This window comes from Alteriqipengyuania abyssalis, from assembly GCF_019857185.1.
In the GTDB taxonomy this organism is placed as follows: domain Bacteria; phylum Pseudomonadota; class Alphaproteobacteria; order Sphingomonadales; family Sphingomonadaceae; genus Alteriqipengyuania; species Alteriqipengyuania abyssalis.
This window is the reverse complement of record NZ_JAHWXP010000001.1, coordinates 215053-236182: the sequence shown is the minus strand read 5'-3', so window position 1 is coordinate 236182 and position 21130 is coordinate 215053. Positions and strand designations below refer to the sequence as shown.

Here is a 21130-nt window from a genome sequence, read left to right as displayed (position 1 = left end):
TGCCCACCCTATGGGAGCGACTCGGCGCGCATCGTCTCAGCCCTCCTGGTGTCGGCGTCGGCGCTGGCCCACTGCCTGACCACATGGGTCATCAGTTCCAGATCGTTGAGCACCTCGACCGGGTCGCGCTGCCGCGCGCTTGCCAAGCCACGCTTGACCCAATCGCTGACAGCAGGATGCGCTAGCGCCCAGGCGAGCCGATCCTTGACCAGCCTGACTTCCTGCGTGCGCTCATCGACCGGCATCGTACGCCTCCCTGTCCGCAGGCAATGCCTCCCATTGCAACCCGCCGAGATAGCGATGGGTCAGGCCCTCCGCTCCCATCGCGAAGAGATGCAGCCAACGCTTGTCGAACAGGCTGCGCACCCCGTCGTGCCGGGAAAGGATATCGCTCATCGCCTCGCACGGTGCCTCGATGCACACCGACAGACGCAGCGGCTGATGGATCAGTTTTTCCCCATCATGCACGGATTGCCACGGCAGGCCTGTACGCAAGGGGCCGCCATTTCCCTCCAGCACGCCCACCCCGCCCACGACATTATGGAGCAGCTTGTTACCCGCACCGAACGCCTGCGGAGCAACTGCCGAGCCATAATATTGCAGGCTGATCCAGCTCGCCACCACGACCGGCGCGGTCATGATCAGTTCGAGCACGGGGAAGCCGCGCTCCTCGTCCAGCCGCCAGTCGTAGTCGTGCAGGAAGGTGCGCCCTTCCATGTTGCGGTCGGAGGTCCGCTGACGCGGTGCGGCGATGAACGCCTGGCATCCGGTAAGCCCCCATTCGGGCCGCACCTCGGCCCAGTTGCGCGCGCGCGCAGACACATCCCGCGCCCGCTCTGCGCCGGGAAGCCGCAGCGCGCGCTCGCCCCGTGCGATCTCGCCAGCCGCCGCCAGCCACTGTCGCACCTGGTCGAGCTGAGCGCTATGCGCATCGCTTGGCCGGTCACGATCGTACAGCGTGACCCGGTCGGTGGTGGTATCGTGTAGCGCGGCGACAAACAGCGTATCGCGCGGGATGGCGATGCCCCGTTCGACCAGCGCTTCGCGAACCGCCGGATCGTTGAGGAGCTGCGCCAGCAGCCGCGCGTTGACCTCGCCCGAGTAGCCACCGCAGGCACCGCAGTGCAGGCCGCTCGCATGCGGGTTGTTGACCACGTTGGCGCCGTGACCCACCAGCAGGACGACGGACGCGAACCCATCGACCAGAGACATCGCCCGCAGTACGGTTTCCGCCGCATCCACCCGCGCCTCGGGCGCGAGTTCGGGATCGAAGCGCGGGGCTGGATCATCGCGAGCCGGGGCCGAAGCCAAGCCCAGACCGTCGCGCACCAGCTTGCCGATATAGACCGGCCCCATCGCCTCGACGAAGGCGAAGGAGGACACTGCAGCAAGCTTGAAGCGACCCCAGGCGCGCTTTGCCCTGGCGCGATAGCGCTGGGCCAGGTCAGCCTCCGCATCTTGCAAGTCGCCGGCGCGTGAGGTGACGGCAGCATTGAGCAACACGGGCAGGCGATGCTCGTCGACATCGGATGCGAACCGCCGGTGTTCGGCAGCAACGCCGAAGAAGCCTGCGAAGCCCAGCGTGCGGATCGCGGGATCGACCGCCTCCAGCGCGCGCCGGAACACTTCTGAGCGCACGTCGATGCAGAACGCTGCCTGCAGCGCGGGGCGATCGGGCGCGCGGTCGGGCAGCGCGGTGGCGAGCGTCGCGGCAAGCTTGCGCTGTGCGGCCCGTTCGGCGGCCTCCTGCAGGATCTCGTCCACCACCTGTCGGCGCGAGGGCCTGATCGGTGCGGAGTGCGCGGCACGCATGGTGGTCCAGTCTTCGTCGATCTGCGTCGCGTGCTGCAGGAACAGCGCCTCTTCCCACAGGAGCCTGATCGCGAGCAGATCGATCAGCGTCTCGTCGGTCGTCCCGGCAAGCTCCGCGCGCCACAGTTCGTAGCGCGCGAACTGCGCCCAGCCGCCCAGCGACATCAGCAGCTGATGGAAAACCGTGTCGAGCGCCGCCTCGCCCAGCCCCAGCCGCGCGACCGAGCGGGCGATGGCGTGGCGCGCGTTCTCGGGCGCCTCCGCCACGAAGCGCGCGAACCCTCTCAGCCCCATGATTTCGGGCGTGAGATCATGCGTCGCGTAGGCGCGCCAAGCGGCCCATGCGGAGCGGTCGCGCGGGGCGGCCCACAGCGCCTGCCCGCGATCGAAATAGCCACCCGCCCAGAGCCCGATCCGTTCGGCGACAATGCCCGGCCAGTCCGTCCCGCTGCGCGCTGCGACGAGGTCCGCCACGGTCCGCAGCGCGTTGGGGATCGGAAGATCCTTGTCCATCTCAGACTCAAGCATAGCGAGGTCACGCGGCTTGTTTTCGTGCGGGGAGCTGGCGAGCGCGGCGGCCAGGTCGGCCTGCGCAATCTCGCCCGAAGCGATCCGCTCTGCATACCAGCTGCGCGGCATGACCACCGGCACCTCTCCGACCCGCGACAGGCGGGCCGCGGCCTGGGCCAGCGTGGCCTCGCTCTGGCCGAGGAAGGGATTGACCGCGACCGAGGACGACAGCGGCCATAGCGGAGGGATCTGCCGGGCAGCGGCCTCGGCCGCGCGGGACACGATGGCCTCGTTCACGGGGTCTTGGCAGGACATCAGCATTGCTTTTCTCTCCTTCACCGCGGGCTGCGCGGGGTGGTCCAGTTGCCGATCAGACGGTCGAACACGGCATTGGCGTAGAGCCCGTTGGACAGGTGGACGCGCAGGCCTGCTGCGGCAGGGTGGTTCGACCAGATGGGAAACATCGCCTGCGCCACCGCGACGACGCCGAAGCTGCACACGGTCAGTACCAGCAGCGCCCATTCGAGCGGCCCCGGCGTGGGCGTTGACGGGAGCGCGCCTTTGGTCAGCCACTCGGTGATGGTCTGGAGCGCGAAATAGCTGATCGAGGCTGCGATGGCGGCCAGCGCGGTGCGCCGGGTGAGCACGCGTGGCGCCGCATCGGCGAGCCCTTGCGCGAGCAGGTAGGCAACGCCGAAGATCAGGATCGCGCCCAGCGTTATCGCCTGGGGCGACTTGTGCCCGATCCCGAAGACAAGGCCGATGGTGGCATAGATCGCCAGCGCGAGCGCGAACGCACGCGCGACCGCCCATCCATCGGGGATCGCGATCGGCCCGGGGCGACGGATCGCAGCGACAACTTCCACCGCTCCGCCCGAGGACAGGAACGCGTGTGCCTTGTAGAGCGAGTGCGCGACGATATGCAGCAGCGCGAGCGGGAACAGCGCGAGGCCGCACTGCATGATCATGAAGCCCATCTGCGCGATGGTCGACCAGGCGAGCGAGTTCTTGACTGCCGATTGGGTCAGCATCGCGAGCCCGCCGAGCAGGGCGGAAAAGCCGCCGATGATGACCAGCACGGCAAGCACGCCGGGGCTCAGCAGCATGACATCGGCGAAGCGGACCAGCAGGAACCCGCCGCCATTGACCACGCCTGCGTGGAGCAGTGCGGAGACAGGCGTTGGCGTCTCCATCACCTCGGTCAGCCAGCCATGGACGGGGAACTGTGCGGACTTGAGGATCGCGGCGAGCGCCAGCAGCCCTGCTGCCAGTCCCGATCCCCCGGGGGCCACGCCCGCGCGGGCAGCGTCCGCTATCGCGGCAATATCGGCGGTGCCATAGCCGAAGAACAGCAACGCTGCGGCGCCGAGCAGCGCCGCATCACCGATCCGCGCGACAAGGTACTTCTTGCGAGCGGCGCGCACGGCCTGCACCCGGTCCGGGTAGAACAGCAGCAGCCGATGGAGGCACAGGCTCGTCGCGATCCAGGCGACTACGAAATGGAACAGGTTGCCGCCCTGTACCAGCAGCAGCACCGCCGCCAGCGTCGCAGCCATCCATCCGAGAAACGGCCCGCGCCGCGCCTCACCGTCAAGATAGGTGATCGAATAGCGCAGCACGATCCAGCCGATGAATGCGACCAGCGCCAGCATGGTCGCGCTGACCACATCGAGCCGCGCGGAGAAGCCCAGACCTCCCACACCAAGCAATACCCCTGTCTGGGGACCATCGACGACGAGCAAAACAAGAGCCGCCACGCTGATGGCCAGCGCACCGAGCGATGCGGCCTCGACCAAGCGTGGGATAAGCCCCCAGCGATGCCTTGATGCGAAGGGCGCGATCGCGGCGGCGAGCAACAGCAGCGCCGGCGCGCCAAGGAGCAGGAAATCGAGGGTCATGAGCAGGCGTCTTCCCGTGGCTGTGAACGACGGGCCGGGAGCTATGCGTGCTGTGATAATAAGAAAAATACATTGTTCAGAGTATTTCGTTCTGTTTAAAAGAACGAGTGGCCGAACTGAACTTCCATCACCTGCGCTATTTTCACATGGTCGCGCACGAGGGGAACCTGACCCGCGCCGCGCAGCGCCTCAACGTGTCGCAGTCCGCCGTTTCGACCCAGATCCGCCTGCTTGAAGAGCGGTTGGGCTACCCCCTCTTCGAACGGCGCGGGCGCACACTGATCCTGACCGAGGCGGGGCGGATCGCGCTCGATCACGCGGACGCAATCTTCGCCGCCGGCGATGAGCTCCTCAATACTCTGGGGGAGCGTCACTCGCGCCAGCGACAGGTGCTGCGGGTCGGATCGCAGGCGACACTGTCACGCAACTTCCAGATCGGCTTTCTCCAGCCGCTGATCGGGCGCGACGATGTCGAGATCGTGATCCGCTCCGGCGCGCTGGGCGAACTGCTCGCCGGGCTGGAGGCGCACCGGATCGATATCGTGCTCGCCAACATCGCCCCGCAGCGCGACGCGGCGACCCCCTGGATCACCCATACGATCGCGGACCAGCCGGTGAGCCTGATCGGAACGCCCGAGCTTGTCGGCAAGGCTGCGCAGCTGGAGACGTTGCTGGCAGAGCGCCCGCTGATCCTGCCCACGATCGACACCAGCATTCGCTCGGGCCTCGACGCTCTGTTCAACCGGCTCGCCATCCGCCCGAAGATCGCGGCGGAGGTGGACGACATGGCGATGATCCGGCTGCTTGCCCGCGAGGGTGTGGGCCTCGCCATCGTGCCGCCGATCGTCGTCAAGGACGAGCTGGAGAGTGCCGCTCTGGTCGAGGTCGAGCGCCTGTCAGGCCTCGAAGAGATATTCTACGCCATCACGCTCAGGCGGCGCTTTCCCAACCCCCTGCTTGCAGGTCTGCTGCAAGGGAAGCCCGAACAGGCGGGCTGAGCTTCGGGCACCCCAACGGGAGCGAATTAGGGCGCGCAAGAAATCGCAAGCCAAAAGAACAATAATAGCGTAAGGGGCCTTCAACATCGCCGACCGGCAGACGCTCGACGATACCCCATCCCATATAGTCGATGGCCACTTTCAGCCGCATGAGGCGTCTGCCGCGCGTGCATTGCTTGCCAAGGTTTTGATATGAATTTCTCCGAACTCCCCGACACCCTGCAGACCGCCCTTACAGAGCGCGGCTATTCCGAGCCGACCGACGTGCAGGCCGCCGTCCTCGAGCCCGAAGCGCGCGGCCGCGACCTCGTCGTCTCCGCGCAGACCGGCTCGGGCAAGACGGTTGCCTTCGGGCTGGCCGTCGCCCGCCAGCTGCTCGACGAGAACGGCAAGGTGCCGTTCGCGGTCGCACCGCTCGCCCTGGTGATCGCCCCGACGCGCGAGCTTGCCCTGCAGGTCAGCCGCGAACTCTCGTGGCTCTACGCCAAGGCGGGTGGCCGCGTCGCGACCTGCGTGGGCGGGATGAACCCGTCCGCAGAGCGCAAGGCGCTCCGCTCGGGCGCGACGATCGTCGTCGGCACCCCGGGCCGCCTGCGCGACCATCTGGAGCGCGGCGCGCTCGACCTCTCGGCCCTGAAGGCGGTCACGCTGGATGAAGCGGACGAGATGCTCGACATGGGCTTTCGCGAAGAGCTCGAGACGATCCTCGACGCGACGCCGGAAGGCCGCCGCACGCTGCTGTTCTCCGCAACCATGCCCAAGCCGATCGAGGCGCTGGCCCGGCGTTACCAGAACAACGCGTTGCGCATTTCGACCGTCAGTGCCGATCGCGGCCACGGCGACATCTCCTACGAAGCGGTCGTCGTCTCTCCGCCCGAGGTCGAGAACGCGGTCGTCAATCTGCTGCGCTATCACGAAGCGGAGACCGCGATCCTGTTCTGCGGGACGCGCGAAAAGGTCCGCCACATGCACGCGACCTTGCAGGAACGCGGCTTTGCGGTCGTCTCGCTCTCGGGCGAGAACTCGCAGTCGGAGCGTAACCAGGCGCTGCAGGCGCTGCGCGACCGGCGGGCCCGTGTGTGCGTCGCGACCGATGTCGCCGCGCGCGGTATCGATCTGCCGACGCTGAGCCTGGTGGTTCATGTCGAAATTCCCCGCGATGCGGAGACGCTGCAGCACCGCTCGGGCCGCACGGGCCGTGCAGGCCGCAAGGGCACTGCGGTGCTGGTGGTGCCGTTCTCGCGCCGCCGCCGGGTTGAGCAGATGCTGCGTAATGCGAAGATCGACGCCAAGTGGACCGACGCGCCCGATCGCGAGGCGATCAGGGCCAAGGATCGCGACCGCCTGATGCAGACCCTGCTGACTGCGGCGGAGCCTGACGAAGGCGACGCCGACCTGGTCGACGCCCTGCTCGCGCAGCGTACTCCGCGCGAACTCGCGGCGATGCTGGTCGCCTCGCACCGGGCCAAGATGCCCGAACCGGAAGACCTGATCGCCAACACGCCCGAGGCACGGCGCGCTGCACAGGCGGAGAAGCACCGTCCCGGGTTCGAGGATACGGTGTGGTTCAAGATGGACATTGGCCGCCGCCGCAATGCCGACCCGCGCTGGATCCTGCCGCTGCTGTGCCGCCGCGGGCACATCACCCGCAACGAAGTCGGCGCGATCCGGATCGGCCCGGACGAGACGTTCTTCCAGATTCCTCGGGCGATCGCAGACAAGTTCTCCGCTGCCGTCGCCCGCACCGCCGATGACGGGGCCGATGGCGACGACATCCGCATCGAAGCATCGGCCGAGGCTCCGCGAGATGCAGCGCGCGCCAACCGCAAGGGCCCGCCTCAGGGCCGGCACAACGGAAAGCCCAAACCGCATCGCAAGAACAACGCCGCGGGCGCGAGGCCGGGCCCGAAAGGCAAGGGCGCGCCGAAGAAGGCTCGCCCGCGGGATCGCTGAATTGGTGGCGAGCCGGATAACGGCGAGCCCCCTCGATCCAGCGCATTGCCCTATAACGTGATGGACACCGAACCTCCGAAGGTTCGGGGGTCCGAACGGAAGGTGTTGTAGCCGATGAATCCATAGCCCGAGACCGCGTAGTCGCGGTTGGTAAGGTTGCGACCCCAGATGCTTATCTCGATCCCGGACCTCTCGAAGGCCAGGCTTGCACGGCTTGCCAGCGTGAGCACATCGCCCTGGCTGCGCTCGGGCAAGCCCGACGGATCGAGATAGAAGCGACTGCGGAAATTGGCGCTTCCGCTGAGCCCAAGCCGGACCTCGCGGCTCACCCGAGCCTGGTAAGCGACACGGGCGTTGGCCGAGAATTCCGGTGCGAATGGAAGCGGCTGGCCATCATACAGGTCGGCATTCCCGCCGATGGCGCTGTCCTGCCGGATGCGCGCTCGGTTCCAGACCCCTCCCAGCTCGAGATCGAGCCCGCTCACGGGAGTCCAGCCCAGCTGCGCTTCGACACCATAGGATCGCGCCTCATCGAGGTTGGATAGTGAGTTCGAAACGATGCTCGATCCGTCCGGCAATGCGAATTCGACGAAGATTCTCGCCTGAGGGTCCTGATAATCGCTGTAGAAACCCGCGAGGGAATAACGCAGCGTAGCCGTCTTGCCCTTCACTCCCGCCTCGATCGTCGTGACGGTCTCGGCCGCGAACAGTCCTTCGTCGGCGTAATGCAGTGCGTTGTTCGCGATCTCGCCATTGAAGCCGCCCGACTTGTAACCATTGGCGATGGAGACATAGGCGTTTGCGCCTCCGAAGGCGTAGCTCAGCGCGACGTTACCGCTAAGCCGGGTCGTCTCGATCACATTGCCGCCAATCGCCGGGCCCAGGCCATCGCGATTGTTGAGCGCACGCACCCCGTCGCGGAAGACATGCACGCCCTCGCCCTGCCCGCGAATATCCTCGTAGGTCAGGCGAAGCCCCGCGGTGAGCGTCAGCCGCTCGGTCAGTTCGAGCGTGTTGTAGGTGAATGCGGCGAGCGACACGCGCTCCTGTGCAATATCGGTCACCAGCGTCGAAGCCGGCGATGTGCTGGCCGGGGTCGGCCCCACCCGACCTGGTGCACCGACATAGTCGCACGAGCCGACCAGGGTCTGCGGATCGAGCTCGCCGCACCAGATGGTGTAGCGCTGGCTGAAATCCTCCAGAGAGGCCGCGACGCCCAGCATCTCCGACCCGCCGGTAAACTGTCGGCTCAGCCGCGCTTCCTCCGAGAATTGCGCAAAGTCGCGCGCGTAGGAGAGGTTGGCGTTCAGCGAAGGGTCGCCGAAAGGCGCCGCCGTTCCGTCGAAGTCGAACCCGTAATTCTGGCGATAGCCCTCGAACGCTGTGAGCGAGAACAGCTCCCAATCGCCCAGAGGCGCCGTGTACTCCGCCGACACGCCATAGAAGGCGTTGTCGCTGTCCTGCACGCCATCGCCCGCCGACTCGATCTGATGCTTTCCGAGTTCGAGAGAGGAGTTGCGAGGCATCGTGTTGATCCCTCTGTCTTGCTCGTAGTGCCCGCGCAGCAGCAGGCTCGGCCCGCCCCGATCGAGCAATGTCGAAAGGCGAATGCCGAACTCGTCAGTTTCTCCGCCAGCCTCGGCCGGACCGGCGACATTCTCAAGCACCGGGGAGCGACGCACATAAGTGGTCGCAAGACGCGCATAGGCCCCTTCGCCGATGCGTCCGCCGAACGCTGCATCGAGATCGACGCGATCAAAATTCCCGTATCCCAGACGCGCGTAATTCGCGCCCTCGGCATCGGGCCGACGACTGATAAGATTGACCGCCCCGGCAGACGCATTGCGCCCGTAAAGCGCGCCTTGCGGCCCCTTCAGGACCTCGACCCGTTCAAGGTCGTAAAGCAGCGCGCTGGTCTGGACATTCGTCGCCTGGAATACGCCATCGGCATAAACCGCTGCGGCGGTCGGGGTCAGCGCCTGATGGTCGACCGCCCCGATGCCGCGAATCTGGAAGGCAACCTGCGTACCATTCGCCACTGCAGCTTCGACCCCGGGCAGCAGTTCGGCGAGGTCTTCGGCACCTGTGGCCCCCTCCGCCTGCTCAAGCGCAGTTTCATCGAGCAGCAGGACCGAGCCGGGGACACGCTCGATCAACAGGGGCTGCCGCGTGGCAGTGACCACGATCGCCTCGTTACCGGAGCGGAGCTCTTCGTTTGCCCCTTGCGCCATGGCACCAGCAGGGATGCAACAGGCAACCAGCGAGAAGACGGCGTAACCGGAGGATTTCATAAGAAACTCGTCGATGAGGACGCGCCGCAATCTGGCGCGCGAGCGCCCTAGTCCCTCACCGCAGAACGAGGAACATGCCTCTCGCAGTTCTGCACACCCGCTCGCCCGACGCGTCGGAATGCTGACAACGGCGGACACATCGACGCTTAGGAGGGAAAATCAATCCAATCCAATGGTAGCGGAGGAGGAACATATAGTGAACATTTATCCGCTTGTTTCTACTCATTTAATTTGGCGAACGTCTAAGAAATACCCCCATTGATACCCCCATCCTCTGGCATTTTCGTTAAAGCGTTAATCTGGAGCGCCGAACCGTTCTTCGGTGCGGCCGGTGAATGCTCGCACCCTCCCCTGCAACGGCAAGGATTGGGCCGGAAACGGACGGTCCGGTTTGAGGCGACGGTGCGCGATAGCTGACATTGAGCGTACGACCTAAACTGTAGACGTTTTAGAACCCTCGGTTCATTCCTCTTTGCAGCCCTTCGAAAATAGTTATCCCTGACTTGCCGAGCCGAAAAGGCGTCCATTCGCGTTGATAAGAAATGCCGCGAAGATCATCGAAATGACGATTGCACCGAGCAGGGGCTGACCGATCTTTTCCGAGATGACGTTCTGCGAAAGTGCCAGTGTCAGGATCAGCAAACCAAACTCGCCACCATGCGCCAATATCGCGCCGGTTCGCGCGGCCACTTCGGTAGGCTCTCGCAGCAGGCGTGCGAGTGCAAAGACGATTAGACCTTTACCAACGATAAGCGCGGTAACGAAGCCGGCAACCAGACCGGCATTGGGAACGAGGACCGAAAGATCGACGCGCAGCCCCACCGAGACAAAGAACAGGCCGAGCAGCACTGCACGAAACGGCGCGATATCGGTCTCGGCGTCGTCCTTGAAACGGGTCTCACCAAGGATCATTCCTGCGAGAAAAGCGCCCAGGGGCGGCGATAAACCGATCTCATGCGCCGCCCAGGCAGCTCCGATGACAATGGTGAGCATGGCAAGCATGAAGAGTTCGCGCGAACCGGTGCGATGGACCAGCGACACAATTCTCAACAGTAGGCGTCGGCCAATAACGAGTGCTGCGCCGAACGCGAGCACCGCGATGCCAAGCCTTGCACCCAGCTCGCTCCAGACCCTCGCATCGATATCGGTCATCGATTGCGCGGGTGTAGACAGTCCATAGGTTGCGATATCGGCCCCGGCGTCGTGGCTGCTCCCGACCACGCCCAGCGCCGCAACGAGGACAAGGAATGGTAAGGTCGCCAGGTCCTGAAACAGGAGGGTCCCGACCGATGCTCGCCCGTGGCGAGTATCGAGTTCGCCCTGGTCGGTGAGCTGGCGGATCGTGATCGCTGTCGATGACATCGCGACCGCGCCTCCAAGAAGAACGGCTGCCAGGAACGAAACCCCTGCGGCTAATGCCAATCCGGCAACGATCACGCTGGTACAAAGCACCTGCAGGCCGCCGAGCCCCAGCACTGCGCGGCGCGAGGCCAGAAGAACCGGCAACGAGAATTCCAGGCCCACATTGAACATGAGAAAGACGATGCCGATCTCTGCAAGCAGCTCGAGCTGCGGGCTCGCTTCGAGCAGGCCAATCCCGGTTGGACCGATCAGGAGCCCAACCAATATGTATCCGATGAGCGTGGGCGCCCCGATCCGCTGCAGCACAAGTGTGACGATGAGACTTGCCGCAAGAAGCACTGTGACGATGGTGAGCAGATCGGTCATCGACAGGCTCTCACACGTAAATCCACCAGATGGCGATGCATGTGGCGAGGCCCACGACGATATTCATGGGCAGGCCGATCTTGAGGAAGTCGACGAACCGGTATCCGCCCGTCGCATAAACGATCGTGTTGGTCTGGTACCCGATCGGAGTGGCGAAGCTCGCCGAGGCGCCGAACATGACCACAAGAAGCAGGGCGCGGGTATCCACCCCGACGCTGTTTGCGAGGTCGATGACGATGGGCGTCATGATAACGGCAACCGCGTTGTTGGTGACCACCTCGGTCAGAAACGAGGTGAGCGCATAGACGAGGATCAGCATCAGGAAGATCGGGAGAATGGCGAGCGCGGGTTCGACGGCGTCGACGATCAGGTCGACGGTGCCGGCTCCTTGCAGTCCGAGACCGATCGCCAGCATTCCGAAGATGAGAACGATCACGTTACCTTCGATAGCGTGCCAGGCCTCTTCCGGATCGATGCAGCGCGTGAAAAGAACGAGTGTGACCCCGAGAATGGCGAGCAGGTCGATGGGCGCGACCTGTAGAGCGGCGAGAGCGATGATCGCGAACATGGTCGCGATCGCAATCGGCGCCTTGTACCGACGATAAGGGCGAATATCGGGTTCATCGATATCGATGAGATTGACGTTGTCGCGAATGTCTGCCGCGGCTTCCGGCGGGCAGCGGATCAGGAGTTGGTCAGCGGGGCGGACGCGCACGGTTTCGAGCGTGGGGCCGGGTAGATGCCGCGGACGTGAAACCCCAAGAACTCGCGCGCCGCTCCGATTGAGAAACGGAATGTCGGTCAGCTGCTGGCCGATCGCAGGGTGCGATGGCCCGATGGATGCTTCTACGACCCGATCGTCGGGCGAATTGGCAATTTCGCGCTTGGCAAGACCGAGATCGGCACCGAGTTCCTCGCTCAACCCCAGCAGTTCGGCCTGGTCCGCAGCGACAACCAGTTCATCGCCTGCGGCCAGTTCGAACGTCGGATCGGGATTGCGAGTGAGGTGGCCACTTCTTCTGACGGCGAGCAGCCGAACTCCGGAGCGCTGCAACCCACCAATACTCTTAAGGCTCCGTCCGACCCAAGGGCTAGCCGCGCCTATCTGAATGCGGGTCAGATACCGCTCCTCGATCGGCCGAGCGCCAGAGCGATCCATTGGCCCGTCGTTATCGGGAAGAAGCCAACGACCGAGGAGGAGCAAGGTGCTGATCCCAGCTCCCGCAGCGATGAGCCCGATACCGGTCAGTTCGAATATTCCGAACGGCGCCTCTCCCGCGCGCTGCGCAACCCCGTCCACGATAAGGTTGGTCGAGCTTCCCAAAAGGGTCAGAGACCCGCCCATGATCGAGAGATAGGAGAGCGGAATAAGCAGTCGCTGCGCGCTCGATCCGGCGACAGCGGCAATCCGCCGCACGATGGGAGCAAGGACGATGACTACCGGTGTGTTGTTCACGAGCGCCGAAGCGAAAAAGGTACCGCCAAGAAGCTCGGTGATCGAACGTTTGGGTGTGCGCTCGGCGCGCCGCGTGGCGATACTGGCAAGCGCTTCGATGACGCCGGTGCGGACGAGCGCGGCGGAGAGGACGAACATCGCGCCGATCGTCACCGGTGCAGGGTTGCCGAACACCGCTTGAAGCTCGCTGCGTGGCAGATAACCGAATGCGAGCATCACGCTCGCTCCGGTCAGAGCTATTGTCACCGGCGCCAGTCGCTCGGATAGGAATGCAGCGAAGACGAGCGCCAGTATCGCCAGCCCGATCCAGGCTGAGTTGCTTTCTACAAAGGCACTCACTGCTGTCATTCGATTTTGTTGCTTTACTATTGTCGATCCTGCACCGCTCATGGGAACAATTTCAGTGCCTAGCGCGTCAAATCATGGGACCTGAAACGCTCCAGAGACAAGAGGATGACACGCACCGATAAGACAGGCTTGGGGCACAATCTTCCGCCCCGTCACCAGAAACAACCGGGCACCAATCTTACAGTCAGCGAGATCCCGGCGGCGCGCATCTATCGAGAGCCCAAATCCGTGATGCAAGGCGGTTCCCGCAAACGGCCATGGGTGCTCGAATTTCCTGCTTCGCGCCCCTTGAGTGCCGATCCGCTTACCGGTTGGACACGTAACGATGATCCTTTCCGGCATGTCCGCCTGAACTTCCCGAACCGCGAAAGCGCCGTTGCCTTTGCCGAAAGACAGGATTGGGATTACCAGGTGCGCTAGACCAAACCGGCAATTCGAAGCCCTTGAGTTGAGGAAGGAGCGACCGGATTTCCCGGTCGCTCCACTTCAGGCCTCTTAGTGGCGCGTTTCCTGATTGATCGGAATACGCCGCCCCGAGAGCGACATCTGCTCATCATGCGGCAGATGGATCCTGAGGACGCCGTCGCGGAACTCCGCGCTCACCTTGTCCTCCTGGATGCCCTGCGGCAGGCTCATCCGGCGTTCGAATTGGCCGTAGAAGCGTTCGGAATACCCGCTTGCCTCATCGCCGTCCTCGGAGCGTCGCTCCCCGCGAATGACCAGCATACCGTCATCAAGCGAGAGCTCGATGTCGTCTTCCGACATGCCCGGGACTTCCGCTGTGACGAGCAGTTCGCCGTCCTTGCGGCGGACTTCGATGTTTGGCCAGCTTGGCGTCGATGCGAAACTGGGCAGGCCGAACGAACCGAAGGCCTGATCGAACAGCCGGTCGATATCGCTTCGCAGCGTCGAGACCGGATCGCTGCGTTCGTCCCGCCGAGCGACCGGAAGACGCTCTTCGTTGCGAGACCATGGAATCAAGTCACGTACATTCATCTTCTTCTCCTTTCACTTTGCGTTACAAACGAGGGTGAGGGATGCCGCCGGGGGTCGTGCGAACACCCCTCGTTAGATGCCGACACAATCAGTGCCGGCAAACTGAAGTCGAGCCATCGCACTTTCGTTCAGGCGGGCGAAGCAACATTGCTGTCGCCACTTGGTTCGTCCTTGTCGGTTTGATCCCGGCTGCGCTGATATTCGCGCAACCGGAAACCAAGCGCTCCCAAGACGATAGCAGCGCACAGCGCGTAGCCACCTATCAGATAACCTGCTGCGATGATCGTCGTCTCGATGTTCAGTGCGATCAGCACCAACACGCCGATACCGAGCAGGATCGAGAGCGCGCCGCTGGTCGCCAGCAGCCATTCATTCTCGATCTCGCGGCGCAGGCGAATAGCCGCATACACTTCAAGACCGCCGGTCAGGATCGCCCACCCCGCAACAAGCGCAATCGTAGCCAGCGCGTAAGCGAAGGTCGCTGCGAACGGCATCAATGCGATGATGACGCCGGCACCAAGCCCGAGGAGCCCGCGCAGAATGTACATTCCCCAACGGTCCTCCTTCGATCGCGCGCCCTTGATCCCGGTGATGAACGAGAAAACTCCATCAACCGCTGCAAACGCCGCGAACACGAGGGTGAAGGCGAAGACCGCGCTGGTCGGAAATACGAAGGCCGCGATCGCCAGAGCGAGACACAGCGTGGCGCGCAGCATGAACCATCCCCAGTTTCTTGCCGGGACGTATGCATGGGCGCCCGCTGCATGGAGATCGGCACGAGCGAGATCGCTGGGTGTCGTCGTCGAAAAAAGCATCACATCCTCCTTTCGAAGGTCGGGTGCGACCGGACCACGCCGACCGCACCGTCCCTGGTTACGTCGTCAGACGGTCCTTCAACGAATTGAACTGCCGCTTGATGGAGTCGAACAGGCTATCGGATTCCTCGCCCGCGTCGATCTGCTCTTCGAGCTGTTCGATATCGTCGTCGAGGTCATCGCGTGCGTCGCCCGCTTCGTAGCCGAGCGCTTCGGCCATTTCGAGTTGGGTGCGCGCGGCACCGAGATGGGTAGCAACCTGTTCCTTTTGTTCGCCAGAAAGAGACGTCACTCCGCCAGCTTCATCCAAAAGCTCGCGCGCTGCATCGACACTGGCTTCGGCGCGGAGCATCGGCAGAGGCACTGTCGCCTCAGTCACAACGATCGTGGACAGCGCGGTATTCAGCGTGCTCAGCGCAAGCTCCTCCTCTCCGCGATCAAGCTGCGCCGCGGCGAGCTTGATGGCGTCGGGGTAGGTGAGCAGCGGCAGGTTGGCAGTGCGGATCACGATTTCGCTAGCGAGACCGGCGATCAGGCGGCGCGCTTCCTGTAGGCGTCCTTCGTCGGTTAATTCTTCGATCTCGTCACGCAGCTCCCTCACCGCTTCGGGCGTGGTCAGAACGTCGCGCTCGACGATCGAGACATCGACCGGCGCGAGCGACAGGCCGGGATCGCGTGCCAGAATGAGTTCGAGCTTACCGGTCGCGACCGCGAGGGCATCGAGCGCTTCCTGGGTGTTCTCTTTTTCGAGAGCCGTGATCGCTTTCTGCGTCTCGCTCAACGCTTCAGTCGCTTCCGCGAGAAGCTCGGCGCGGCGCTCGGAGAGTGTCTCATCGGTTTGCGCCTGGACATCGGCCTCCACTTCCTCGGTGGTTTTGACCGGTTCGATTTGGGTCTCAGCCTCCTGAGCGCACGCGGCAGTCGGGAAGGCCAGTGAAAGAGCGGCGGTCGCCGCCAAGAATTTCGATTTGCGCAGCATGATTATCCTCCTTTCGTTCGCTGCAAGGGAGCGTCGTTCGTGCGACGCTCTTTCGAGCTGCATGGCGGACAGGGTCATCCAATGAGGGCGGAGGTCGCTGATTTATTGTCTATCGCACACCACTCGTCGCCCGACCGGTCGACCCGGCCAGCCATGCCTCCCCGTCCGGCCCGAGTACTGGTGCACCCGACCCGGCGAGGATTTGCTCGAAGATCCAGACTTAGGCCGCTTTCTTCTCGGCCTTGTCCTTCGACTTGCCGTCGGTGATCTGCGGCGCGTTGTCGTTGCCGCTTGCACCGATTTCGATCTTGCGCGGCTTCATCGCTTCGGGAACGACGCGCTCGAGCGAAAGCGTCAGCATCCCGTTCTCGTAGCTCGCATCCTGGACTTCGACATAGTCGGCCAGCTGGAACCGGCGCTCGAACGCGCGCGTCGCAATCCCGCGATGGATCACCTCGACGCCGTCTTCATCCTTCTCGGCTTTTTCGCCGGAGATGATGAGCTGGTTCTGCTGAGCGGTGATGTCGATCTCGTCCGGACTGAAGCCGGCCACCGCGAGCGTGATGCGATAGCTTTCTTCGCCTGTTCGGGCGATATCGAAAGGTGGATAGCCGTCCTGCGTATCGACGCGAGAGCTTCGCTCGAGTGCGTCGAACAGACGGTCAAAACCGACGGTGGAGCGCCGGTAGGGGGTAAAATCGAATGCAGTTCTCATTTCCAAATCCTCCTTGTTGAGCAATCTGGGCACGAGAGGCGTCAGCGAACGAAAGAGCTGACGCTCTAATGTCCAACCAGACCCATTATGGCATCCGGCAATTTCTGATTTAGTAAGGTCAAAAGCGGTTTCAAGAGTCGAAATGCAGATTTTTATGCCTTTAATTCAGATGCTTGAAAGAAAAGCAGGCGCGCCCTTTCGAGCGCGCCTGCCAGTCTGCCAAGACTGAATTCTGGCGGTTCAGTAGTCCATTGTCGGCATCGGTGCCGGTGCATCTTCCTTCGGAAGTTCGGCCACGAGCGCCTCGGTCGTGATGAGCAGTGAGGCGACCGATGCCGCATCCTGCAGCGCCGTTCGAACGACCTTCGCCGGATCGATCACACCCGACTTCACCAGGTCTTCATATTCGCCGGTCGCGGCGTTGAAGCCGTGGTTATAGTCGTCGCCTTCGAGCAGCTTGCCGACGATATAGGCACCGTCCTCACCCGCGTTCTCGGCAATCTGGCGAGCCGGGGCGCGCAGCGCACGGCGCACAATGTCGATACCCGACTGCTGGTCGTCGTTGGCGGCCTTAAGGCCTTCGAGCGACTTGAGCGCGCGGAGCAAGGCTATACCGCCGCCCGGCAGGATGCCTTCCTCGACAGCCGCACGGGTCGCGTGCAGCGCATCGTCGACGCGGTCCTTGCGCTCCTTGACCTCGACCTCTGTCGCACCGCCGACGCGGATGACGGCCACGCCGCCAGCCAGCTTGGCCACGCGTTCCTGCAGCTTTTCGCGGTCGTAGTCGCTGGTCGTGGTCTCGATCTGGGCACGGATCTGGCTGACACGGGCGTCGATGTCGGCCTTGTTGCCGGCACCATCGACGATGGTCGTGTTGTCCTTGTCGATGATGACCTTCTTGGCCCGGCCGAGCATGCCGATGGTGACGTTTTCCAGCTTGGTGCCGAGTTCCTCGCTGACCACATTGCCGGCGGTAAGGATTGCAATATCCTCCAGCATGGCTTTGCGGCGATCGCCGAAGCCGGGTGCCTTAACTGCCGCGACCTTCAGGCCGCCACGCAGCTTGTTGACAACGAGGGTTGCTAGGGCTTCGCCTTCGACGTCCTCGGCGATGATCAGCAACGGCTTGCCCGACTGCACGACCTGTTCGAGTAGCGGGATCAGCGCCTGCAGGTTCGACAGCTTCTTCTCGTGAATGAGGATGTACGGATCCTCGAGTTCCACCTTCAGCTTCTCGGCATTGGTTACGAAATAGGGCGAGAGGTAGCCGCGGTCGAACTGCATGCCCTCGACCGTTTCGAGCTCGGTTTCGAGGCTCTTGGCTTCCTCGACCGTGATCACGCCTTCGTTGCCGACTTTGTCCATGGCTTCGGCAAGGATGCGACCGACGGTTTCGTCGCCATTGGCGGAAATGGTCGCGACCTGTGCGATTTCGCTGTTGGCGGATACCGTCTTGGCGTGGCTTTCGATGTCCTTGACGACAGTGCCAACCGCAAGATCAATCCCGCGCTTAAGGTCCATCGGGTTCATGCCCGCAGCAACAGCCTTCGCGCCTTCGCGAACGATCGCTTGAGCGAGAACGGTGGCGGTGGTGGTGCCGTCACCCGCCTTGTCGTTCTGCTTGCTGGCGACTTCGCGCAGCATCTGTGCGCCCATGTTTTCGAACTTGTCCTTGAGTTCGATTTCCTTGGCGACGGTGACGCCGTCCTTGGTGATACGAGGGGCACCGAAGCTCTTCTCGATCACCACGTTGCGGCCCTTGGGGCCGAGAGTTACCTTGACCGCATTTGCAAGCGTATCCACGCCGCGGAGCATGCGATCACGCGCATCCGACGCAAATTTTACTTCTTTCGCAGCCATCTGGCCTGCTCCTTTCTCTTCCTTCGATTGAACCGAAGATCGGGTTGGTTGCTTACGCCGCCTTCTTGAGCTCGGCGGTGGTTTCGATGATGCCGAGGATGTCGCTCTCCTTCATGATGAGCAGGTCCTCGCCTTCGATCCGCACTTCGGTGCCGGACCACTTGCCGAACAGGATGCGGTCGCCCGCCTTGACGGCGAGTTCCACCAGCTTCCCGGCATCGTCACGCGCACCCGGGCCAACGGCGACAACTTCGCCTTCCATCGGCTTTTCTTTGGCAGTGTCGGGAATGATAATGCCGCCAGCGGTCTTCTCTTCCGCCTCAAGGCGACGAACCAGCACGCGATCGTGCAAAGGTTTAAAGTGCATGCATAACCTCCATTACAAAGCGATATGAACACGGAAATCTCCCCCATTTTCGGCAGGAGATTTTCGCGATCTAGTTCCGGCGGAAGCGGCTTCAAGAACCTCTCGGCGAGAAATTTGCACAGCTCGGCGACGCATGAATTGTCATGGATTGGCGCCCCATTCACATGATTCATTCGTGTGTATCAGAGATATTGAAACGAAAGACCTGTTCACTAGTTTTTGGGAAGTTTCTCCAGGTTGGAGGATAAACAGTGAACATTATGAGAACTTTCATTCTGCTCGCTGCCCTGACCGCGCTGTTCATGGGCACAGGCTACATGATTGGCGGGACCGGCGGCGCTCTCATTGCGCTCATTATCGCGGGCGCGATGAATTTCGTGACTTATTGGAAGGCAGACAAGATCGTTTTGTCGATGCACAAGGCGCGCGAGGTGAACGCGAGGACCTCGCCCGATTTCTACAGCATCGTCGCGATCCTGGCTCAGCGCGCCGGTCTTCCCATGCCGAAAGTCTATGTGATCGACAGCCCACATCCCAACGCGTTCGCAACAGGCCGCAATCCTGAAAACGCGGCGGTCGCGGCTACGACGGGCTTGCTGGACATGTTGTCGCGCGATGAAGTCGCAGCGGTAATGGCGCACGAACTCGGCCATATCCAGAACCGCGATACGCTCATCATGACGATGGTGGCGACCATCGCTGGTGCGATTTCCATGCTGGCGAACTTCGGCATGATCTTCTCGAGTGATAGCCGGAATAACCCGCTGGCGCTGATTGGAGCGATACTGCTCGCTCCGTTCGCGGCGATGATCGTGCAAATGGCAATCAGTCGGACGCGCGAGTTCGGTGCGGACCGAGCGGGAGCTGAGATTTGCGGAGATCCCGATGCACTAGCCTCGGCGCTGCGCAAGATTTCTCACGCGGCGCGCCAGGTGCCGAACCCGGTGACCGAGCGGAACCCAGCTGCCGCCCAACTCTACATCGTTCCGACGCATGTGGGCGAGCTGTTCTCGACCCATCCCGCGACCGAGCGCCGGATTTCGGCACTGCGTGAATTGAAGCGCAGCACGCTGAGGCGGAACAGCTTTCCAGCGACCCGGACGCTGCTGCCGCGCTAATGTGCGGCTAAGCGTTACTCAGAGGCATCACCGCAAGGCTGCCTCGGAGTTCGCTAAGTGTCAGCGAACGCCCTTCAAATGTTGAAAGCGCAAAATGGCAAAACGCGACGCAAAACAAAGGAGGATCGATCATGTCGCAACCTGTCTCTCGTTATTTGCATCCCTTTGATGTTGCCCATCATCCCTCACTTGAACCCGAGGTAAAGCGGGCGATACTTGCCTCCTGGGCATCCGACCGCAACGCGGTCGAGAGCCAGCCCGGAACGCGAAAGCCGCCCGAATTGGGAAAGCCTGTGGGGATTGATGATATCTTTGATGCCATGAAGTCACTCGACGAGCACAATCGCCCAACGAGGTCGCAATGACGGATCGGGCCTTTCTTGTGCAGCTTGATGGCTACGGGCTGACCACTGCGGAAATATGCTATTTCATGCCCGATCTTCCGTCCATCATACAAACCTTCGCGTGGCAAGAATACGACGCAGCACCGGACTTTCCGGTGCTGTTCGATTTTCTCGACTACTGGAGACGCGAGATCGTGGCGGAAATACAGTCAGTCCGTATCGCACACGAAAAACTCATCCGCCCCGCTAACTGGCGCTCTGTGGATGGGGTTATCTCTTGGGAAGACTGATATGTCCGCTCTCGGGGTCGATTTTCCTTACCTGCACGTCCGACTTGGGGCGCAAAGCGGTCATCCTAGGAATGAAAAGGTTGTGTCCTCCCCTGCCCCAAAGTCGGGCACGTCTGTTCGAGTCCTCAGGCGGGACTCGAACGCAGCGGTGATCTTGGGACCTTTTGATTTATCCGTTCTTGGAATCGCTTCGACAAGCCGTTGCAGTTGGATGAAAATCTTTTCTCGCCGCAAGTTCATAGGTGGGGGTATTGCCCGATTCCGAGGAGGCCGAAAATACCCCCATCGATACCCCAAAAATGCCACGGTTTCAGGCGAACACATGCGCACGCATGCGGCTACACACGCCGTTCGACCTGATCGCGTATGCACGGGAGCGAAACATACTGACCGAGGCCTTTTCGCCCTTCGGTCATGGTGAAATCTTGGACAGTGTGGAGATCGCTGAACTCGCTGAGAAGTAAGACGTTTCGGTTCCTCAACTGGCCATCCGATATCTGCTCCAGCTCGGACTTCTGCCGCTTCCCAAGACTGTGACGCCTGCGCACATGCGGCCGAACTCTGACGTCGATTTCGTTATCAGCGATGCTGAACTGACAGTCCTGAAATCCATGAAACCCTTGGAAAATTACGGCGCTGTCCGTCACTTCCC

18 protein-coding genes are annotated in these 21130 nt (G+C 62.6%); 6 read left to right on the top strand and 12 right to left on the bottom strand.

The window, feature by feature from the left end:
- Positions 1-8: 8 nt before the first annotated feature.
- The 3 genes from KYN89_RS01100 to KYN89_RS01090 are packed head-to-tail and all read right to left on the bottom strand — an operon-like array spanning position 9 to position 4220.
- A complete protein-coding gene (locus KYN89_RS01100; protein WP_222823415.1) occupies positions 9-245 on the bottom strand; it encodes a hypothetical protein in 237 nt (78 codons plus the stop codon).
- Positions 232-2643 (bottom strand): YbcC family protein, encoded by a 2412-nt coding sequence (locus tag KYN89_RS01095; RefSeq protein WP_346727169.1) that lies wholly within the window; start codon positions 2641-2643, stop codon positions 232-234. Before KYN89_RS01095 ends, KYN89_RS01100 begins: the two co-directional genes overlap by 14 nt.
- A gap of 14 nt (positions 2644-2657) precedes the next feature.
- A complete protein-coding gene (locus KYN89_RS01090; protein ID WP_222823414.1) occupies positions 2658-4220 on the bottom strand; it encodes a proton-conducting transporter transmembrane domain-containing protein in 1563 nt (520 codons plus the stop codon).
- A 107-nt stretch (positions 4221-4327) separates the two neighbouring features.
- Here KYN89_RS01090 and KYN89_RS01085 point away from each other — a divergent pair, with 107 nt between their 5' ends.
- Entirely contained in the window at positions 4328-5218 is an 891-nt protein-coding gene (locus KYN89_RS01085; RefSeq protein ID WP_222823413.1) for a LysR family transcriptional regulator, read from the top strand.
- A 192-nt stretch (positions 5219-5410) separates the two neighbouring features.
- The gene (locus KYN89_RS01080; protein WP_222823412.1) at positions 5411-7171 is read left to right on the top strand and encodes a DEAD/DEAH box helicase; all 1761 of its coding nucleotides are present in this window, start codon (positions 5411-5413) and stop codon (positions 7169-7171) included.
- 50 nt (positions 7172-7221) lie between these two features.
- Here KYN89_RS01080 and KYN89_RS01075 read toward each other — a convergent pair whose 3' ends face one another.
- The 3 genes from KYN89_RS01075 to KYN89_RS01065 form a co-directional block, all read right to left on the bottom strand.
- Positions 7222-9462 carry a TonB-dependent receptor gene (locus KYN89_RS01075; protein WP_222823411.1) on the bottom strand — a complete coding sequence of 747 codons (2241 nt, stop codon included), beginning with the start codon at positions 9460-9462 and terminating at the stop codon, positions 7222-7224.
- 492 nt (positions 9463-9954) lie between these two features.
- Entirely contained in the window at positions 9955-11190 is a 1236-nt protein-coding gene (locus tag KYN89_RS01070; protein WP_222823410.1) for a cation:proton antiporter domain-containing protein, read from the bottom strand.
- A gap of 10 nt (positions 11191-11200) precedes the next feature.
- Positions 11201-12994: an SLC13 family permease gene (locus tag KYN89_RS01065; protein ID WP_222823409.1), complete on the bottom strand. Its 1794-nt coding sequence runs from the start codon at positions 12992-12994 to the stop codon at positions 11201-11203.
- 105 nt (positions 12995-13099) lie between these two features.
- On the opposite strand from KYN89_RS01065, the gene KYN89_RS01060 reads away from it, so the two are divergent.
- The gene (locus KYN89_RS01060; protein WP_222823408.1) at positions 13100-13414 is read left to right on the top strand and encodes an NADH dehydrogenase ubiquinone Fe-S protein 4; all 315 of its coding nucleotides are present in this window, start codon (positions 13100-13102) and stop codon (positions 13412-13414) included.
- A gap of 75 nt (positions 13415-13489) precedes the next feature.
- Here the strand turns inward: KYN89_RS01060 and KYN89_RS01055 are convergent, their stop codons facing one another.
- The 6 genes from KYN89_RS01055 to groES form a co-directional block, all read right to left on the bottom strand.
- The gene (locus tag KYN89_RS01055) at positions 13490-13990 is read right to left on the bottom strand and encodes an Hsp20/alpha crystallin family protein (RefSeq protein WP_160659391.1); all 501 of its coding nucleotides are present in this window, start codon (positions 13988-13990) and stop codon (positions 13490-13492) included.
- A 128-nt stretch (positions 13991-14118) separates the two neighbouring features.
- Positions 14119-14805 (bottom strand): HdeD family acid-resistance protein, encoded by a 687-nt coding sequence (locus KYN89_RS01050; protein WP_222823407.1) that lies wholly within the window; start codon positions 14803-14805, stop codon positions 14119-14121.
- A 58-nt stretch (positions 14806-14863) separates the two neighbouring features.
- The gene (locus KYN89_RS01045) at positions 14864-15784 is read right to left on the bottom strand and encodes a YfdX family protein (protein ID WP_222823406.1); all 921 of its coding nucleotides are present in this window, start codon (positions 15782-15784) and stop codon (positions 14864-14866) included.
- A 220-nt stretch (positions 15785-16004) separates the two neighbouring features.
- Entirely contained in the window at positions 16005-16499 is a 495-nt protein-coding gene (locus tag KYN89_RS01040; protein ID WP_190788892.1) for an Hsp20 family protein, read from the bottom strand.
- Between the two features lie 240 nt (positions 16500-16739).
- Positions 16740-18359 (bottom strand): chaperonin GroEL, encoded by a 1620-nt coding sequence (gene groL / locus KYN89_RS01035; protein ID WP_222823405.1) that lies wholly within the window; start codon positions 18357-18359, stop codon positions 16740-16742.
- A gap of 52 nt (positions 18360-18411) precedes the next feature.
- Positions 18412-18726 (bottom strand): co-chaperone GroES, encoded by a 315-nt coding sequence (groES, locus tag KYN89_RS01030; protein ID WP_160659394.1) that lies wholly within the window; start codon positions 18724-18726, stop codon positions 18412-18414.
- 251 nt (positions 18727-18977) lie between these two features.
- Between groES and htpX the strand changes: the two genes are divergently transcribed.
- From htpX to KYN89_RS01015, 3 genes are all read left to right on the top strand, one after another.
- The gene (gene htpX, locus KYN89_RS01025) at positions 18978-19844 is read left to right on the top strand and encodes a zinc metalloprotease HtpX (protein WP_222823404.1); all 867 of its coding nucleotides are present in this window, start codon (positions 18978-18980) and stop codon (positions 19842-19844) included.
- 131 nt (positions 19845-19975) lie between these two features.
- Complete coding sequence (locus KYN89_RS01020; protein WP_222823403.1) at positions 19976-20209, top strand: hypothetical protein; 234 nt, start codon at positions 19976-19978, stop codon at positions 20207-20209.
- Complete coding sequence (locus KYN89_RS01015) at positions 20206-20478, top strand: usg protein (protein WP_222823402.1); 273 nt, start codon at positions 20206-20208, stop codon at positions 20476-20478. Before KYN89_RS01020 ends, KYN89_RS01015 begins: the two co-directional genes overlap by 4 nt.
- The last annotated feature ends 652 nt before the right edge of the window (positions 20479-21130 follow it).

Bases quoted from the DNA above. Each gene is read 5' to 3' on its own strand.
- KYN89_RS01095 (WP_346727169.1), bottom strand. From the start codon at position 2,643: ATGCTGATGTCCTGCCAAGACCCCGTGAACGAGGCCATCGTGTCCCGC.
- groL (WP_222823405.1), bottom strand. From the start codon at position 18,359: ATGGCTGCGAAAGAAGTAAAATTTGCGTCGGATGCGCGTGATCGCATG.
- KYN89_RS01050 (WP_222823407.1), bottom strand. From the start codon at position 14,805: ATGCTTTTTTCGACGACGACACCCAGCGATCTCGCTCGTGCCGATCTC.
- KYN89_RS01060 (WP_222823408.1), top strand. From the start codon at position 13,100: ATGACACGCACCGATAAGACAGGCTTGGGGCACAATCTTCCGCCCCGT.
- KYN89_RS01040 (WP_190788892.1), bottom strand. From the start codon at position 16,499: ATGAGAACTGCATTCGATTTTACCCCCTACCGGCGCTCCACCGTCGGT.
- KYN89_RS01090 (WP_222823414.1), bottom strand. From the start codon at position 4,220: ATGACCCTCGATTTCCTGCTCCTTGGCGCGCCGGCGCTGCTGTTGCTC.
- groES (WP_160659394.1), bottom strand. From the start codon at position 18,726: ATGCACTTTAAACCTTTGCACGATCGCGTGCTGGTTCGTCGCCTTGAG.
- KYN89_RS01015 (WP_222823402.1), top strand. From the start codon at position 20,206: ATGACGGATCGGGCCTTTCTTGTGCAGCTTGATGGCTACGGGCTGACC.
- KYN89_RS01020 (WP_222823403.1), top strand. From the start codon at position 19,976: ATGTCGCAACCTGTCTCTCGTTATTTGCATCCCTTTGATGTTGCCCAT.
- KYN89_RS01065 (WP_222823409.1), bottom strand. From the start codon at position 12,994: ATGACAGCAGTGAGTGCCTTTGTAGAAAGCAACTCAGCCTGGATCGGG.
- KYN89_RS01070 (WP_222823410.1), bottom strand. From the start codon at position 11,190: ATGACCGATCTGCTCACCATCGTCACAGTGCTTCTTGCGGCAAGTCTC.
- KYN89_RS01045 (WP_222823406.1), bottom strand. From the start codon at position 15,784: ATGCTGCGCAAATCGAAATTCTTGGCGGCGACCGCCGCTCTTTCACTG.
- KYN89_RS01080 (WP_222823412.1), top strand. From the start codon at position 5,411: ATGAATTTCTCCGAACTCCCCGACACCCTGCAGACCGCCCTTACAGAG.
- KYN89_RS01100 (WP_222823415.1), bottom strand. From the start codon at position 245: ATGCCGGTCGATGAGCGCACGCAGGAAGTCAGGCTGGTCAAGGATCGG.
- KYN89_RS01075 (WP_222823411.1), bottom strand. From the start codon at position 9,462: ATGAAATCCTCCGGTTACGCCGTCTTCTCGCTGGTTGCCTGTTGCATC.
- KYN89_RS01055 (WP_160659391.1), bottom strand. From the start codon at position 13,990: ATGAATGTACGTGACTTGATTCCATGGTCTCGCAACGAAGAGCGTCTT.